The organism is Candidatus Pantoea bituminis (assembly GCF_018842675.1).
In the GTDB taxonomy this organism is placed as follows: Bacteria; Pseudomonadota; Gammaproteobacteria; order Enterobacterales; family Enterobacteriaceae; genus Pantoea; species Pantoea phytostimulans.
Genome location: NZ_JAGTWO010000001.1, coordinates 121,958 through 138,485 on the forward strand (window position 1 = coordinate 121,958; position 16,528 = coordinate 138,485).

Genomic DNA, 16,528 nt, shown 5'->3' on the forward strand with positions numbered 1-16,528 from the left:
TTCATTGAAATGAGAGGCACATATTCCGGCGAACGCACTCCCCGCGCTGCAAATGCCTTTGTGACGCGGGAGCATGGCCTGAATGAAGGTGTATTTCAGTCACTACAAGCGGCATTGTGGTGCGGGTATCGGCTGAAGGTGGAAGGCTACTGTCAGTGAGTTGTTAAAAAGGATACTTGTTAAAACTAACAAGTATCCTCAATGTGTAATAACGGGTGATAGGGTATCTACATCACTTGAGCGTTTGATATTTTAAACAACTGTTCAGCGCGTTGCAGCAGCCCTCTAAACTCACCGATTTACCCTTGCTACAGTCCGTTTTTCGCTCATTAAAAACAGCGAATTTACGATGATTGCGGTCAGGGTTCCGGCAGCCATGCCGTTACCCAGAACCATCTGTACGGCTGAGGGTAAATTCTGATAAAGGCCAGGGACAAGGATCGGCAACATTCCCATGGCCAACCCGCTGGCTAATGCATAGGTTTTCCCCGGCATGTGCAGCGATTCACGGGAAATCATTTCGATTCCGATCACCCCAATTATGCTGAAGACAATGACAGCCGTGCCGCAAACAACCGGGCCGGGCAAGCCGGCTGCAAGGCGTACCAGAGGCGAAAACACGGCAATCAGGATCAACAGTAGGCCAGCTATCGCTGTGACGTGGCGTGATTTTACGTTGGTTGTACGCACAACGCCGATATTCTCGCCGGAAGTGATAATAAGAGAGGTTCCGAAAATCCCGCCAAGCAGCGACATGATGGCATCTCCACGAATAGTCCGTGGGATTGTTTTATGGACGTTTTGAGTAGAATTAACGATCTCAGCTGTCGCAATCGTTTGCCCGGTTGCTTCAGCCATAGAGATAACGGCGTAAATAAGTAAAGGCAGCGAGGCTGAGATATTAAATACCGGCCAGCCGAACGGGAAAAACTGCGGTACGCTTAGCAGCGGGCCGTGGCTGACACCGCTAAAGTCAGTCACGCCGAGCAGGACGCCGAGCAATGTTCCCGCCAGTAGGCCAAACATCACTGAAAGCTGACGCAGAATACCGGTAAAGACAAGCGCAAAAACCAGCGTGATCAGGATAGTACCCAGCGCCAACACAATGTTGGTTGACGGTGCAAATTGAGCATTGGCTGCATGCGTAGTAATGAGCCCGCCATACAGACGTATCAAGTTAACGGAGACCAGCAGCAACATAATACCAATGATAAACGGTGGAAAATGGTGCAGGAAGCGGCGGAAAACGGGCAGGGCGATAAAGTAAAACAGCGAAGTTAATATCACTGCGCCAATTGCCGTCTGGATAGTGGTTTGCAAAGCGATCGCAATGAAAATCGCTATTGGAGCACCGCCGGGAACCATGATAAACGGCAGCCGTGCGCCGAAACTTCCGATGCCAAGGCTTTGTAAGATTGCACCCAAGCCGCACATCAAAAACGTCGCGCTCAGTACCGAGAGGGTGATCGCATCAGTGAAATGGAGTGCATTAGCAATCAGGAAAACCGCGGTGATCGGTGTGGCTGCGACAACCATTACATGCTGAATCGCCAGCAACAGCTTAGTTTGCCAGGGCAAGGCTTCATTATCCGGTGCTGCGGAATCAGGTAGCGGCATATTGCCTCCCATCAACATTTAAAATAACCGCCAGCACAAGCTGGCGGAGAAAGGTTATTTCAGCCACGGAATGGCATCTGCGCTATAGCGATGCGCGCGAAACGTGCTGTTATGCTTGCCGGGGATAACACCGTTACTGAGATGTTCCGGGTATTCATTGAAATGCGGGATGATGTATTCCCACACCGTTTCACCCTGCGGCGTCACTTCAAACAGGCGGCCAAATGCTGACTCACAGATAAACGTATTGCCATTCGCCAGTCGCTGCGCGCTTCCCATATAGGGCGAGAAAAAAGCGGGCGGAAAAATGTCGCGATACTGCCATGTGATGGCTTTAGTCTGGGGATCAAACTCCAGTATCGTCGAGTGCGGTGAGGTCACTCCTGGGCGCAGATTGCCGTTATCAAAAACCAGAATCGAGCCATTCTCCATCTCAACCGGGGTATGCTGTTGAGCGACAACGTCCGGGCCGGCGTGCCAGACAACCTTACCGCTCTCTTTCGCCACCGCAATGACGCCAGAGGTTGTGCGCAGACTCATCAGCACAAGGCCATCTCGGGTAACAGACAAACCGTTAATCATCGGCCAGTGGCGGCGGTCAAAAATGTCATGGACCGGGAAATCCTCCGGCGCCAGATGCTCCCAGGCACGCCATTCCCAGACGACTTTTCCCTCTCGAGTGACCTCTTTTACGATATCGCTCTGAATGATGCCGTCGGGTGCATCGCGACGCGGATCGCCGCCTGTCACGCGTGCCGCTATCTCTGCGGGTAATGGGGCTGCCGTGGTATACAGCAGATTACCGTTCGCCAGCCATTGCGCATCATGATGGTGAAAAATATCTTCGTAATGCCACACCACTTCGTTATCTGGTGTGACTTCATAGAAATCACCGCCGTGCCAGAGATCCCACGCCGGGTAGAGTTGCGCTGAGTTACGGTGGCTCCCGTTATAACCCAGATTGCCGTTAGGAAGCAGAACAGCATCCCGTCCGGCACGGACCGGTAATTGCCACTGATGCGCAACGTCTCCTTCGTCATCGATCAGATAGACTCGACCGTCTGCTGTTTGTGGGGCGAAAAGAGTATAACCGCCAAAGCTTTTTGCTTTATCCGCGAAAGTCAGTCCGGTTGGACGGCGTCCGAGCGTAAAAGAGGGATCCTGATTTGAGTATGCCACGTAAGCTCCTATAAAAGATCTGTCGCTAAATTCGTCATTAAAACGTTTTAATGGAAACAGTAGACATTAACTTCCGCTCAAGCGCTACCTCTGAACAGCCATTCAGTAATATGATTTTGTTATGAATTAGGTCTGAAATTTATACTTGAGGAAATGTGTTACCCTGACCGAAAAATGCCGGGGATTACCAACACCATGCCAGTACAAGATAAAAAACGCGCAAAGTTGATTGATGTTGCACGCCTGGCCGGCGTTTCCCCGGGTACGGTATCCAATGCGCTTCATAACACCCGTTTTGTTGAACCTGAGACAAGACAACGTATTGAACAGGCGATCCAGGCGCTGAACTACACACCGAATATTCGCGCCCGCCAGCTGCGTACCGGAAAAACCAATACGATTGCGCTGCTCTCATCGTTACCGCTGTCTATTGCTTCCGGGGCGTCAAAACTGGGCTTTATGATGGAGGTTGCACTCACCGCGGCGATTATGGCGTTGGAAAAACAGCACGCGCTGATACTTGTGCCGCCAGGCAAGAACCCGCTGGATACCGTAACTTTCGATGCCGCTATTCTGCTTGAACCCGCTGAAAACGATCCGCAGCTGCTGGCGCTGGAACAGGCGGGGATCCCTTGTGTCACCATTGGCCGTACGCCGGGAACAACCACGCCAGTGCCTTGGGTTGATCTGCATTCCGCGACGACGGCTGATTTATTGCTAACGCACCTGGCGGCGGAAGGCGCGAGTCAATGCGCGCTGTTTGTCGGCAACATACGCCGCACCTCCACGCTGGAGACGGAAGCCACCTATCGCCTCTGGTGCGAAGGACGGCAGACGCCGGTGATTTATTACCTTGATGAAGAGCAGGGCGAAACTGCCGGTTATCAGGCTACGCACCAGTTGCTGCAGGATAATCCCGAGGTGGATGGCGTACTGATTCTGGTTGATACCTTTGCCAGCGGAGCCATCCGCGCCTTTCATGAAACAGCAACGGGGATACCGCAAAGGATGCGGTTAGTGACTCGCTATGATGGCATTCGGGCACGAGAATCCCAGCCACCGCTAACGGCATTGAACCTGCACCTTGATGAGGTCGCCCGTCAGGCCATTACGCTGCTGTTTGACGTTTTGGCGGGGCATCACGTTCTCAGTAGTGCTGGACAGAGGCCCGAACTGATAATAAGAGCCTCAACCCGAACGTGATATCCAGGAGATTGTGCAGGGCAATAACCACGAGTGGCTGGCACTGACGAGCAAATAAATTGTTGTGAAAAACTGTCGTCAAAATAATAGCGCGGAATCAGGCGACGATACTGTCTGTCTGAAATAACAAGACGTTCAGCGGTCATTCAGCTAGGCAGCATTTCGACCGAAAAGTGGATGCCGTGGCGCGCTTGTAGCTTTTCTGCGGCAAGGCGTGGGGCCGAAACCGCGTAGCAGCATCAGAATGCCGAGCCGGAAGGCTTCAGGATGCCGGTTGCTAGCTGGCTGGCTACATTTTCGCGTCGCGACTCCGGCAGCGGCTTCATCAATGGTCGCTTGTAAGAAATTAAATCCATTAGGTTCTGCGAAGCTTATGACTGCTAGCCGTGCCGCTATAATGGCGACACAGTGGAGGTACTAACATCCTAAGGCTGAATGTGTGATCGCTGCTCTCAGTCGTAGAAGATAAAATCGTGATGTAAAGTTACTGCTTTCCATCAGTGTCGACGAATATTGACGGAAAAATGTGCAATTATTGAGGCATAGAAATATGCCTCTCACACTTACCTCGCCACCCCTCCAGCTCGATTTTCTTAACTTGTAGCCTTTCTCACCTCCACGACTGAGAAGGTAATATCATGAAAAAAAACTCACTCTTGATGCCGCTGTGGCGATTCAGGATGCACTGTCGTTGAATGAGGTGTTTATCCGCGTTGAAGGTTTCCAGTAGGGCCTGTCAACGGCTGAGATCATGGCCCATCTGGAATCTGTTTCGCCAGAACGTAGCCAGTTGAACTTTGATGACGGCCAGCTTGAGTGGCATGAATACAGCGGAGATGAGCGACAGAACATGTTCGCTCTGAAACACAATGATGGGCAGCTGGTCCGCAATATTGGTGAGGAAGGTAGGGCTATTGTGGGCGCAGTCATTCAGCATTCACTTAAGGCTAAATATAAGTTCAATTTAGCCTGTCATACGCCACGATTGGCAGGTGCTTTTTAACAGTTGTTTGCGCTGGCACGAAAAAATGTCGACTACAGCCAGTCGACAAATGACCTAGCTGCTTATCTTGTTGAATACAGCAAATCTTACGCGGACGTTCAACGTATCTCTGCTGAAAGCTACGATGTTGCAAGCTCGCTTGACTGAAGCATCAGTAAAGCGGCACCACGATATTTCCTGGAGGAATCAGGCAACCAACAATTTGCTTAGTATGAAATCCAGAATGTGGATGAGGTTGTTGCTGTCATTCAGTCACAAACGGAGTTGATGGCGCATACTATGTTGCTTAAAGCTCAGCTTATGGCGAATGCACCCTTGATGCTGAATCATATCTGGAAACTTCAGGCGAAGCTTAGCGCGTGTGCCGGTGAAGAGGAGCATTCCGAAGAAAGCCTGTCAGATTATATCGTGACGTAACAGTAAGAGATTGAAGACGTTTCAACTCAGGGATTATGAGTAGATGAGGTGGGGCTCATGGACGAGCCTATCGACACATTAAAAGCTACTTTTAAACTGAAAAATTTAGAAGCAAAAAGACGCAACGTTTTATCTATAACTCTGCTTTGTTTCACCCGTCAACCGAACTTACACACAGCCACTTCTCGCATTACTCTCTTATTGTGATTACAGGAACCATGCGACGAACTTTGCTCATTTCACAGCAGTGCTAGTGGTCGAAGGACCAACCACAACCGGGAGACACAACGATGCAGTTAGATGATCCGCAAACTTATTTATAAAGTGCAGAAGGAGTCGCAATTTCCAAGGAACGTGCTTTGACTGAACTACGCAAGCATGGCGTTAACAATTGCGATGAATTCCTTGGAGATATGGGCGACAAACCGGCTAACGTTGCGTCTGATGTTCTTTTGTCCCGGCTTGCACTGCATCGCTCAGGTTGGTTTTATGGTAGCTGTATTTCCGGCCTAAGTATTGCGAACAAAGAGAAAAATATATCTCATCCAATACGGATTCGATCAACGTGAAAAAAGGTATGGCGGAAAAGTAAAGAGATCGACCAGATTTGCCCACATGACATTGCGGGTAACAAACCAAGTTACTGATTAGTCTCATTATTGTAAAATATACGACATATAGAATGTGTGACAACGTAACTTATGGAGGGCGTGAAAATTCCGTTTTAGCGTTGATAACTGAGCGGGTGTTATAATCGCAGCGACGAAAGTTACTTTTCACATGGAGTTAAGTTTGATCCCGCATTACGAAAAACGACCTATCGCAGAACTGGCCCATTTCGCCTGGTGCTTGCTTGTAGCCATAAAGCTCGCAAAGTTCGACGGACTGGCTTCTACAAAAACAAACGAACACCTGTTCATTATGCGCTGGCTTGGAAATGCTCAGAAACGTAAGCTTTTCCCTAAGTCAGTGGCTCCTGACATCATATGGCTGCAGGGGATGGGGAAAAAGTACAGCTATTCCGCTAACCTCAGGAGTAAGGTGGAATACATCTGGCATTCCTCAACCGGTGCTATAAAGGAAAAAATGACCTGTTTCGTCTGACTTATCTTATTGAGACCCTGAAAGATATGGGGTGGGAAGATGTCAGGATGAGTGAGAAAGACTGGAAAAACGAGCGATATAACTATGGTGCATCACGCAGGTTATTTATAAAAATGACGGACATCGCACTTTGCTACAGCGATGAAAACAAGCTTATCAGCCCGTTTGAACTCAGGTTTTGTGGTAATACCGATAGTCTGCTTACTGCTTTCAGTGACTGTGATATTAAAAACTCAGGCCTTACAGCTTGCGAAAACTATTCAGCGATAACCGTTATACCGCTTTTATAAAGGAGCTTTAATTGAATCATCAGCCTCTGAGTGCGACGGCCTTAATAATGATGAACCTCCTTTTGCTAAATGGGTGTGCCACAACTCCGGTCAGTAATGATAATGCTAAAGATGTACCTTCAGAGCGCATCATTTCAAAAAGATCCCTGATTAAAAATCCGGGCGAAGGAGCGCTGATTGTTAAGCGTGATTCCGGATTTACTGGCAGTGGATGTAATATTGTTGTTTATCTTGACGGAACCGCGATTGCTGAACTGGATACTGGAGAGAAAGTAAAATTCTTTACCCAGCCCGGGGATCATGTTTTAAGTGCAAAACAGACAAGCATATGTGTGGCAGGCTAAAAAGAAGTCGGCATATTTCTGAAATCAAATGATGAGAAAACCTTCCGAATTGGTTTTGGTGGCAATGCTGAAATGTCTATAAATGCAACAGCCTTCTGATTATGCTGCTTTTAGCGAATTTTAAAAATATCTCATAGAAGCTCAAAGATATCAGAGAATTAAGCAATTTCAGCCGTCGCAATTTACGATACTGAAACCTGTAAGCTGAACATCGGCATGGTGTCTAACGCTTACATCCGTATTGTTAACGAAGACAACAATACTGAAATTGCGCGCTATAACATGTCAGAAGACGCGAGCACTGCAACCGCAATGGTGTTTGACGAAAAGTATCGCCACAACGGCGAGTGGAAATTCAAGGTCGTGGGACAGGGATTTGCCGGTGGCCTGTCGGCCCTCGCTTCGCAGCACGGTGTTTCTGGATAATCAGTGACAACCAGCAGCCCTGTCAGTAATAACGGGGCTTATTTTAGACTGAAACAAATCAGAGAGGAAATTTATGGAACTTGCCTCCGGCCAGAATGCGGCGCTGAACAGCAACAGGACAGAACTGCGTCTCACCTATACCACCCGCACCGGCTTTAGTAGCGATATTGACGCGTCAGCGTTTCTGCTCGGCACTGACGACAAGGTGCTGGGTGACAGCTCGATGATTTTTTCAACCAGCCCCGAAATGAAAACGGCAGCGTTGAGATGACCATCAGCCCGGGGAATGCCCTGTTCAGAATGGATCTGTCATCGCTTCCCTCAGCTGTCAGCAAGATTGCTATTGCGCTTGTGATTGATGGCAGAGACACGGTGGAAGGACTGAGCAGCCTCAGCATGGTTGTCGGTGATATGCGTTACGACGTCCCGCTGGCCGGTCGAAAAGAGAAGGCGCTTATTATCGGGCAGGTTTACCGCCATCAGGGGCAGTTTAAAATCCGCGCCATCGGGCAGGGCTTTGATGGCGGATTACATCCTCTGGCTGTTCACTTTGGTGTGGATGTTTCCAGTCCTGAGCCCACACCGGCTCCGGCACCAAAGCCTGCCGTGAGCCTGGAGAAAAAACTCGAAAAGGTGCCTCAGCTTGTCAGCCTCGCCAAGCCCATTCGCGTAAGTCTGGAAAAGCACCGGCTGAACGATGTCCGGGCCAGAGTGGCGTTTGTTCTGGATGCCTCTGGATCCATGACCGGCCAGTTTAAGCGCGGCAACGTACAGAAGGTTCTGGAACGCGTGACTGCGCTTGCCGTCCAGTTTGATGACGACCAGAATCTGGATATCTGGGGCTTCGGTACCGAATTCAGAAAGTATGATGACGTCACGCTTGATAACGTGAGCGGGTACATTGAGCGGATCCAGAATGCGGGTAAGCGAAGCATGTGGGAAATCCTGCCGGGTCTGGGCGGGACTAATAATGAACCACCGGTTATGAAAGACATCATTAACTTTTATCGCGACTCCCATCTGCCCGTGTTTATCGTGTTTATCACCGACGGCGGCATTCAGAAGACCCGTGAAATTAAAGACTGCATCCGCGAATCCGCCACGCTGCCCGTGTTCTGGAAGTTCCTGGGGCTGGGCGGACGCAATTACGGCATTCTGGAAAAGCTGGATTCCTTCAGTGACAGGCTGGTAGATAACACGCACTTTTTCCCGATCGACGACTACGAACGCGTCAGTGATGAGAAGCTCTATGACATGCTGCTGACGGAGTTCCGGGAGTGGCTGGACATCGCCAGGGAAAAGCGCATCCTGCGTTAGGCTTGTGTGGCTTCAAACCCGTGGCTGATTAAACCGGGAAAGGTCTGCTTCCCGGTTTAATTCAGGTCAGAACTGCAATGAGACTTAGTCTGACTAACTTTGATTTCAGCTACCGCACAAAAAAATCTGTAAGAGAAAAGGATCACTGTTAGTGAAAAGAACCAGTACACCCTCCACACCCACCTGTATTAGCTCAATTACCGAGCTCGGCTTAACGGGTGAATTGCTCTCTATCAACACCAAATATCCCGAGGAGAAGGGCTTTCTGGATTTAGACACGACTACCGGTGTCGGAATGTCGGGTATGTGGGTTATTGCCGAATACAGAATTTTTGATTACGTGGTTTTGCGTGTCTTGCAACAACCCAGTATGTATAAGGTATATACCGGTCGTTTTTGGGGCTCAATCCTTCCACTGGCAATGAAAAGAAAATAGTAATTTTCGATCAACTGAAATTCGTCGGTATTTCAGACACGAAATCTCTTCACTTTAATGAAGGTAAACCCAGCGGGCAGGGGAAAACGTATGTAACTGTTGCGGATAAACATGAAACTGATGAATCACAGTTCCCTGAAGACCCTCAAACTTTCCGTGAAGGTTCCGAGATTATCGGCATATCACGCCCGGACCAGTCCCTGTTTGCTAAAGCGGTCAGAAAAAACTGTAAAAATCGCTGCGTGATAACGGGTTCCACTATGCAATGGCGTACTGAAGCCGCTCATCTGATTCCATATCGTGATAAAGGCATTCCTGATGTCACTAACGGCTTGTTAATGCGCAGGGATATACATGCTCTGTTTGATCAAGGACATTGCGCTATTAATCCTGAAAATATGACCATGTTCTTCAGTCTTGAATCACGTCAGCAGGATGAGGATCTGAATGCTTTTCATGCGACCCCTATAGGAATGGATAAACTGGGAAAGCCGGTTAATGAAAAATTTCTTATGCCACGCTGGAAAGCATTTTTGAATAAACATGGCACCAGGTCACTGTGAACAGACTGAGGCTACGGTACTCACTGCATTCATTAACCGATACCCCGACAATGAAACAGATGATCAAAATAATCGTGTCGCTCCTGGTTCTGCTGATTACGTCTGGGTGTGTGTTTGCAGAGACTAAGCTGAAGCAAAACGGCAGTAGTATTGTCATACCAGACAGTATTACAAGCATCGATAATCCGCCTTATACCGTCACAGATGCCCGTATTTCAACGCTAAAGGGGTATCAACCTGTGACGGATTCTGAGGCGGCAGAAATTACGCTTCCGGCTGAAACCGTAGATTCTCTGACTTACCACGTCCGCGTTGATCGTCTGAAAGAGAATGAAATCAGGAAGATCGTTTTTAGCCCGGATGGGGTTATCTCAGCATTAGTCTGCAAAAATCCGGCTGTAAGGCCGCTGCTTCAGCATTCAATGACGGTTGTACTGTTGAATGTTGAAAATGCAGAAGGCGATCCCATGTTCGCAACTGTGATTGATAACCGCCGTTGCCGGACAAACAGATAATCAGTCATTGTCCGGCTTTCCTGCTGGTGGGCTAACCGGACATGAATCAGGCAAAAGGCGTGACGGGTTGAAAAATAAACGTCGCACTCATTTTACGCTGCAGGTCAAAGCGGTCAAAGGCTGCAACCGGGTCAACATCTTCGAGGCTGAAGAAATTCAGCCTTTCAAAGGCACTCCGGTTGATACGCGCTGAAAGGATGTACTCATCGTCCAGATGCCCCGTCTGCTTACTGATGCGCTGCGTGAATCCGCTGATTTTCACTGTCTCAAAAGGCAGGGCACAAAAAGCCATTCCGGTCAGGCGCAAAAGTATTCCGTGAATATGCCGTGCATACCGCTCGCGTACAGCCTTCTGCGAAAGCTCCTTTTCTATGATTTCTGTTCCTCTGGCATTTACACGTACAGATGAAGTCGGCATATCCTCGGCTTCCGGTAAATCAACGTCGATAAGAATTTCAGAGCTGGCGGGTTTTACCTGGAAGGAAACCAGCGTCTCCCGAGGCCAGTCAGCTGCCTGTATGACTTCAGCCAGAAGCGATTCAAAATAATAAGTGTCACGGGCAAACTGCGATGAGATGCTGCTGCCAGCGAGCTCTAGCTGCTTCTGATGGTGTGCGGATTCGTGCTGCCAGTCGGCATACTGTTCCGCCCATCTCTGGCGCAGCTCCTGATATCGTTTCAGAGCCAGATCATTTTCCCGCTGCCAGTCTTCAACTTCACGACGCCAGCGTTGCTGGTTCTGATTAAGTCGCTCCTGTTTAGCTGCGGCAGATTCAAACAAGCGGCCAATAAAACCTGAACCCTGATTTTCGCCCGGTTGTTCCGGCTCAGGCAAAGGGAAGGGCTTCTGGGGGCGAACGGGAGCGGGGACACTGTACGGACGGAGCATAAGCTCTCGGTAATGTGCTTCAAGCTCGTCGAAGGTATGCCCGGAGCGGGGATCTGGCGTAAGCAGATGTATATCTATAATTTCTTCAACAGCGTCATTCAACTGCTCAACTTCACGTTCAAGCTCAGCACGCAGACGCGGGTCTTCCTGCCTGCCCGCACTGCGTTGCCTGCTGGCGGCGCTGGCACGGTCAAGGCGCGTCCGGTAACTCAGCCCCGTGCCGGGTAGTCCGAGATTGGCATAAGTGCCACGCTTTCCGAACGACACAGAAGCACCGCGTGGACCAACGCTCATGCTTGCGCCGCTGTTGCTGAGATTAACCCGGACTCCCGGTATGATGCTTATCGATTTTCTGAACCTGAATCCCATGATTTCCCTTTCTTATTCGGCTTAAATGTCTGGGTGAGGACAAGTATCTGATAACAGCAAAAGACAAACCAGTATCTGTAATCAAGTCCTGCTGGCATGCAACGCAACACTGATTTGTCGGGTTGACTCCAAAAGCATCACAGGGTCTGTTGGCCGCCGCTTTGCTCACTGGCTGCGACGCGGGCGCACAAGACTTTGAGTTGCTGTTTAAAGAGAATCCGAATTTTCCAAGCTGGCTAAACTTGCTGACGTGAGTAAGGTAGTTACATGTTCGAAAGGGGAACAGCGAACAGTTGTTTTCCCTGTTAGCAAAGAAGGCGAGATGCAGACTAAAGCAGTTAAAACAGTAGATTTAGAAGGACCCGCTCTTGACTGGGCTGTAGCAAAAGCCGCTGGTCGACTTGATGGAGTGAAAATAATCATTGGCTCGCCGCCCTTGATCCTTCTGGACGGGAATAACTGGTCACCTTCGACAGACGGGAGACAGGGCGTGGTGTTGATTGAAACTTTCAGCATTATGATCGATAAAAACTTTGAGGATTTTTCGACGACTGAAGAGCCCTGGTTCGCAACGACCGATTACTTTTGGGCCACTGGGGCGACTGTACTGACGGCACTGTGCCGGGCTATTGTAAAGCGTAAATTAGGCGAAACGGTGGAAGTACCAGCTGTTCTCATCAGTAACAAACGTGAATGTTGAGATAGCAGTAACGAAAGGGCTCTTTGCAGTATGTGTGCGTAGCAATAAGCTAAAGTCTTCATCTCAACCTGTCTGCACTTCATGTCAGGAACTTAACGGCTCTTGATTTGTGGATGTACTGAATAAAACTGGGAAATGCGCCTGTAAGTGCGCAATGGAGCATTGCCGGAAAAGCAAAAGGCCTGTATACAGGCCTTTCAGGTCAGGTTGAACTTATCAGCGATAGTACTGATACTTTCTTCTTGAATTGTGCTTCCAGCTCTTGCCCAAAGCATACGCATGCGTTGGCAGATCAGCCCAGGGATTTATTAACAGCTTACCTCTTGCAGCTCTGAGTTTAAGCGGGTATTCCTTATATTCAGCGTGGTGCAAATAAAAGTAGCTTTTTTCCTGTTTGGTGCTGAAATGCTTGTGCAAACTGCTTCTGAGAAAGGGATAAACAAACCAGCTATCATGAGCTCCGTGATGCTCTTTAGCATATCTGTACTGCAGCTTTAGCTTCTTCATAACACTCCTAAGTTTTTTACAATACTTAGAAGTGATCCTGTGCGTAGTAATTCATTATTACCTCCTGTGACTATTCTGTTTTTGGCATATTAAAAGTCACAACGGGTGTCATTATAATCGAAACTGAAAACCTCTCAACGTTATATGGCTACCGCTATGCAGATGCATAAAAATGAAAGTGGAACAGCGGATAATGTCCGTCAGGAAGATTATATACGTTAACTAATTTTTGACAATTACGTGCTTAATTTTTAAGCCACGACCACCGGGTCAGTTAAATACAATCTCCGGAGACATTGCATTTTTTCCAGCCATACAGGTTCGCCAGGCGCTACCATCAATCCCTGAATCAACATACGCGGACTTCGCATAGGCGATACCACGACTTTCAGTTTCGATAAAAGAACCGTTGATTCTGGTTGTGACATAGTAAGCAGAGGCGGATTCATATTTACCGGACAGGCCTTTTGCAGCAGCAGCTTTAGAAGCTCCTATGACTGAGTCGGCACACTGTTTTGCGGCCGCATCGATAGCCTGAAAGCGTGTGTCCTCTGTATCGTTTTGCTTAGGTGAAGTACAAGCTGACAGAGCGATAATAATAGCTGGGATGATGCAGTCTTTTGAATTCATAAAGGATCCTGTTGCGATTTAGTGTCACTTCCTTATCGGTCATGTATGAGAACCCTTTAATGTAATCAGTTAAAGTTTACTACTTTTCCATAGTTAGCTGAGTGGCATCCAGGTTTCTTTAAGGATAGGTCGACTATAAGTGCATAATGAAATGTTCAATTTAACATAAGATAGGTTATGCGCACTAATTCATTGATTCATAAGGGTATGTCGTTGCGTGGTTTTTAAGGTTTTCGGGCTCGATCTCTCCAGCAGAAGTAACCATTACTCTTCATCAACTTGATTTTTATGAGTAGCTCAGTGAGCACTCCACGGGTGTAATACCAGCACGCATCCATACGAGTAAACCGTTCGCCATAATGTACGTGAGCCTCTTCAGCGCAAGCTACATGGTACTGAGCCGTATCGATTAACCGTGCAATTTTTTCACCCATCTTATAAAAAGCTTTTGAACGTTGGTTTTGGTGCTCATATTTTTCGCTTACCTTACGCATCCACAATAGATTATTGATTTTCCCGGGTATACAACCAGAGGCTTGTGCCAGCTTCAATAGCCAACCTTTATTCAGTTTTTTATTTAATCTTCTGGTCAGCATGGCATTTGTAGCAATGTCATTGTTTGGCACCCGATTTTTTAGAGGATAATTAATATTTATTGACAGGTTTCCAAGTAACTCTCTATTGAATTTGGCGTCAGGTTGCTTACAATTTTAATTACCAGCGCCTGTGTATAATATCAATGCATTGCCCTATGAGACATATTTATAAATTGGATGGGAATAGTTATGTTTAAAAATATTAAAGAACATTTTAGTAAAATGCACCCGTTAAGATTTGCTTTTATGGCCTTTTGCATTACCTGCTGTGTAATGGCAATATTTGCGTTAACTTCCGATCTTGATATTATGTTTGCCCTGCCTCTCCTCAGCTTTATGTGCGTCGTCGTCGGCGTTATAATGTTTTTAATGTGCATTCCTGAAATTGTTAAGTCTCTGTTTACTCCTTCCGGGAAATAATGCTATAGATTTATATAATCAGTCATTCATCAACTATATGAACAGGCATGGATGCCAGGTTACACAGTAGCTACCGTGTCCACAAGGTGACTGCATACTCTGTGGATGTTAATGTTTGACTGTTCTGACAGGGGCAACGCTTCAAACACATTGTTTAAAAGTACCTTTTCATTTTCATAAGCCAGTATGAAAAATATTTGGTTCTTACCAGAATATCTCACTTCAAATTTATAATAAGTCTCGTTTCTTTCTGAGAGTGATTTCCGGCCCACCAGCCTTGCGTTCACTGAAGCAGTCTTCATTTAAACACCGTGCAGTTACCTTTGAGATAATTGATTTTACTCTTTTAATATATCTACAGTGAGTATGAAACAGGCTCTCATAATGCACAGCTTGTACATTTTAATCATTGTTATTATTCCTGCCTTATTAACAACGGGATAACAAAGATGGTCAGAAAGTTACTTTGCAGGCTTCGGTTCGCATCAGATGTCGCTGTCTGTGAATCTCCTGAAGATGACAGAACCCTTAATGATCGGTATTCACTGTGGCATGACCTGCCGCAGGAGCATGTCGTGTTGTTTTTGGACTTTGGCGGCGTCTTACATACAAAACACTCTGCAGATTATGCGCTGATGAATGTTCTGGAACGTCTCCTTGATAAATGCCCAGATCTCTATATCGTAATTATTGACCCCATTCGCAACAGCTACAGCAGGACGTACCTGACAGCATTATTCAAAGCTGAATAGTTTGACCGGCTGCTTGGCATTACGCAGGATTTTTCAAAAGGAATAGCTGCATATCACGGAGCTGAAGAATGCCAGGATTTCGTTTTTACCCACCGAATCAAACATTACCTGATCGTTGATGACGATGCTTACCTGTACCCGCGTCAGTTTCCTTTCATTGTGAACGTTGATGGAAATGCCGGGCTGAATGATGAAGTGGCGCAGATAATTGCTGATAAATATGCCGTTGCACTGCAGGCGAGTAGCTGACAATACAATGAGGCCTCAGGGCCTCAACTTGGGGCCCGCCTGGAAAACGGAAAATATCCTACATTAAGTTGATTCCTTAAGCAGGCATGACGGGCAGCTTTGAGCGAAAAGCAGGCTTAGTTAAGCAAACGTTTCGTAAGTATCAATAAGTTTGTCTCTAAAGAATTTTAAAACATTGTCGATATTTATCACTTAATTCCTTTTTATCATCGGTTCGTCATGAACAAAAAACACTTTTTTGCGATTGCTATTATGGTTTTTACTACTTTAATCCTGATAAAGTATAATAGTGACCCTTTTCAAAGGCCTCCGACGGCAAAATATGATGTTAATCCACAGTTAGGCGAAATATGTAAAGCTACGGCTGCTATAACTTTTGGACGTGAATACAAAATCATGAAATTAGATCAGTTAGATACTGATGGAATAGCATATGTACATTACAATCGTCCATCAGATAATTCACGTTGGGCTATCAAATGCAAGCTTGATGGCTACCAAGTAATTTGGGCATCGAATAATCCTAATAATACTGGCAGATGGCGTAATGACCCTTTAGATGGAAAAATTCATTACAGCATTAGTAGGAATAGGTTGACCATGATACAGACTTTTAGCGATGGATCAGTTGATAGCAAAACTTACGATGTCGAGCAAGAAGCGATCAATTAGAAACCTTTTGCTTTAAAGCAATTTCTGCTTCTGGCACAAAGCGGACGTCAAAATGAAAGCTACAGGGAAGTCCTGCCACATTAAACATAACATCTCTAATCGACTCAAGTTCATATCTATCTTGCCGATAAACACAGTGCACTTTACAATTTTTTTAAAATCGACGGCGTATTCAATGGCAACGACCATTTACCGGGCTAAGTGCTTGGATTGAAAGCGTGAATGGACAAGTCGTACTGGAAATGGAACGCCAGATTACTGCCCAAAATGTCGAAGCCGTCGAATAGCAACGAGCCCAATCGGATAAACTAATGGAGTGATAAAATGGGT

The 16,528-nt window shown here is 47.1% G+C and carries 18 protein-coding genes and 2 pseudogenes; 13 read left to right on the forward strand and 7 right to left on the reverse strand.

Annotation, left to right across the window (positions count from 1 at the left end; translation table 11 throughout):
- Window positions 1-291: 291 nt before the first annotated feature.
- Window positions 292-1,617: a uracil-xanthine permease family protein gene (locus KQP84_RS00645; RefSeq protein ID WP_215844793.1), complete on the reverse strand. Its 1,326-nt coding sequence runs from the start codon at window positions 1,615-1,617 to the stop codon at window positions 292-294.
- A 54-nt stretch (window positions 1,618-1,671) separates the two neighbouring features.
- Window positions 1,672-2,796, reverse strand: a complete 1,125-nt coding sequence (locus tag KQP84_RS00650) for an aryl-sulfate sulfotransferase (RefSeq protein WP_215844794.1) — start codon at window positions 2,794-2,796, stop codon at window positions 1,672-1,674.
- A gap of 195 nt (window positions 2,797-2,991) precedes the next feature.
- Between KQP84_RS00650 and KQP84_RS00655 the strand changes: the two genes are divergently transcribed.
- From KQP84_RS00655 to KQP84_RS00710, 11 genes and pseudogenes are all read left to right on the forward strand, one after another.
- Window positions 2,992-3,999: a LacI family DNA-binding transcriptional regulator gene (locus KQP84_RS00655; RefSeq protein WP_215844795.1), complete on the forward strand. Its 1,008-nt coding sequence runs from the start codon at window positions 2,992-2,994 to the stop codon at window positions 3,997-3,999.
- A gap of 751 nt (window positions 4,000-4,750) precedes the next feature.
- Complete coding sequence (locus KQP84_RS00660; protein WP_215844796.1) at window positions 4,751-5,002, forward strand: hypothetical protein; 252 nt, start codon at window positions 4,751-4,753, stop codon at window positions 5,000-5,002.
- A gap of 279 nt (window positions 5,003-5,281) precedes the next feature.
- A complete protein-coding gene (locus KQP84_RS00665) occupies window positions 5,282-5,419 on the forward strand; it encodes a hypothetical protein (RefSeq protein WP_215844797.1) in 138 nt (45 codons plus the stop codon).
- A 792-nt stretch (window positions 5,420-6,211) separates the two neighbouring features.
- Window positions 6,212-6,523: a DUF2913 family protein gene (locus tag KQP84_RS00670; RefSeq protein WP_215844798.1), complete on the forward strand. Its 312-nt coding sequence runs from the start codon at window positions 6,212-6,214 to the stop codon at window positions 6,521-6,523.
- A 47-nt stretch (window positions 6,524-6,570) separates the two neighbouring features.
- The gene (locus tag KQP84_RS00675; protein ID WP_215844799.1) at window positions 6,571-6,813 is read left to right on the forward strand and encodes a hypothetical protein; all 243 of its coding nucleotides are present in this window, start codon (window positions 6,571-6,573) and stop codon (window positions 6,811-6,813) included.
- An 11-nt stretch (window positions 6,814-6,824) separates the two neighbouring features.
- A complete protein-coding gene (locus KQP84_RS00680; RefSeq protein ID WP_215844800.1) occupies window positions 6,825-7,157 on the forward strand; it encodes a hypothetical protein in 333 nt (110 codons plus the stop codon).
- 165 nt (window positions 7,158-7,322) lie between these two features.
- Window positions 7,323-7,583 (forward strand): annotated as a pseudogene (locus KQP84_RS00685) (TerD family protein); the annotation flags it as partial.
- A 73-nt stretch (window positions 7,584-7,656) separates the two neighbouring features.
- A pseudogene (locus tag KQP84_RS00695) lies at window positions 7,657-8,900 on the forward strand (vWA domain-containing protein).
- Window positions 8,901-9,051: 151 nt separating this feature from the next.
- Entirely contained in the window at window positions 9,052-9,336 is a 285-nt protein-coding gene (locus KQP84_RS00700; RefSeq protein ID WP_215844803.1) for a hypothetical protein, read from the forward strand.
- On the forward strand, window positions 9,297-9,899 hold the full coding sequence (locus KQP84_RS00705) for an HNH endonuclease signature motif containing protein (RefSeq protein WP_215844804.1): 603 nt from the start codon (window positions 9,297-9,299) through the stop codon (window positions 9,897-9,899). The genes KQP84_RS00700 and KQP84_RS00705 overlap by 40 nt, the downstream gene beginning before the upstream one ends.
- A 50-nt stretch (window positions 9,900-9,949) precedes the next feature.
- On the forward strand, window positions 9,950-10,414 hold the full coding sequence (locus KQP84_RS00710) for a hypothetical protein (protein WP_215844805.1): 465 nt from the start codon (window positions 9,950-9,952) through the stop codon (window positions 10,412-10,414).
- Window positions 10,415-10,460: 46 nt separating this feature from the next.
- Here KQP84_RS00710 and KQP84_RS00715 read toward each other — a convergent pair whose 3' ends face one another.
- Window positions 10,461-11,672: a DUF4236 domain-containing protein gene (locus KQP84_RS00715; RefSeq protein ID WP_215844806.1), complete on the reverse strand. Its 1,212-nt coding sequence runs from the start codon at window positions 11,670-11,672 to the stop codon at window positions 10,461-10,463.
- A 322-nt stretch (window positions 11,673-11,994) separates the two neighbouring features.
- Here KQP84_RS00715 and KQP84_RS00720 point away from each other — a divergent pair, with 322 nt between their 5' ends.
- Window positions 11,995-12,372: a DUF2591 family protein gene (locus KQP84_RS00720; protein ID WP_215844807.1), complete on the forward strand. Its 378-nt coding sequence runs from the start codon at window positions 11,995-11,997 to the stop codon at window positions 12,370-12,372.
- A 216-nt stretch (window positions 12,373-12,588) separates the two neighbouring features.
- On the opposite strand, the gene KQP84_RS00725 is transcribed toward KQP84_RS00720, so the two are convergent.
- The 4 genes from KQP84_RS00725 to KQP84_RS00740 form a co-directional block, all read right to left on the reverse strand.
- A complete protein-coding gene (locus KQP84_RS00725) occupies window positions 12,589-12,879 on the reverse strand; it encodes a hypothetical protein (protein WP_215844808.1) in 291 nt (96 codons plus the stop codon).
- 270 nt (window positions 12,880-13,149) lie between these two features.
- Complete coding sequence (locus KQP84_RS00730) at window positions 13,150-13,509, reverse strand: hypothetical protein (protein ID WP_215844809.1); 360 nt, start codon at window positions 13,507-13,509, stop codon at window positions 13,150-13,152.
- Window positions 13,510-13,733: 224 nt separating this feature from the next.
- Window positions 13,734-14,135, reverse strand: a complete 402-nt coding sequence (locus tag KQP84_RS00735; RefSeq protein ID WP_215844810.1) for a hypothetical protein — start codon at window positions 14,133-14,135, stop codon at window positions 13,734-13,736.
- 1,175 nt (window positions 14,136-15,310) lie between these two features.
- Window positions 15,311-15,529 carry a hypothetical protein gene (locus KQP84_RS00740; protein WP_215844811.1) on the reverse strand — a complete coding sequence of 73 codons (219 nt, stop codon included), beginning with the start codon at window positions 15,527-15,529 and terminating at the stop codon, window positions 15,311-15,313.
- A gap of 216 nt (window positions 15,530-15,745) precedes the next feature.
- Between KQP84_RS00740 and KQP84_RS00745 the strand changes: the two genes are divergently transcribed.
- The gene (locus tag KQP84_RS00745; protein WP_215844812.1) at window positions 15,746-16,198 is read left to right on the forward strand and encodes a hypothetical protein; all 453 of its coding nucleotides are present in this window, start codon (window positions 15,746-15,748) and stop codon (window positions 16,196-16,198) included.
- The last annotated feature ends 330 nt before the right edge of the window (window positions 16,199-16,528 follow it).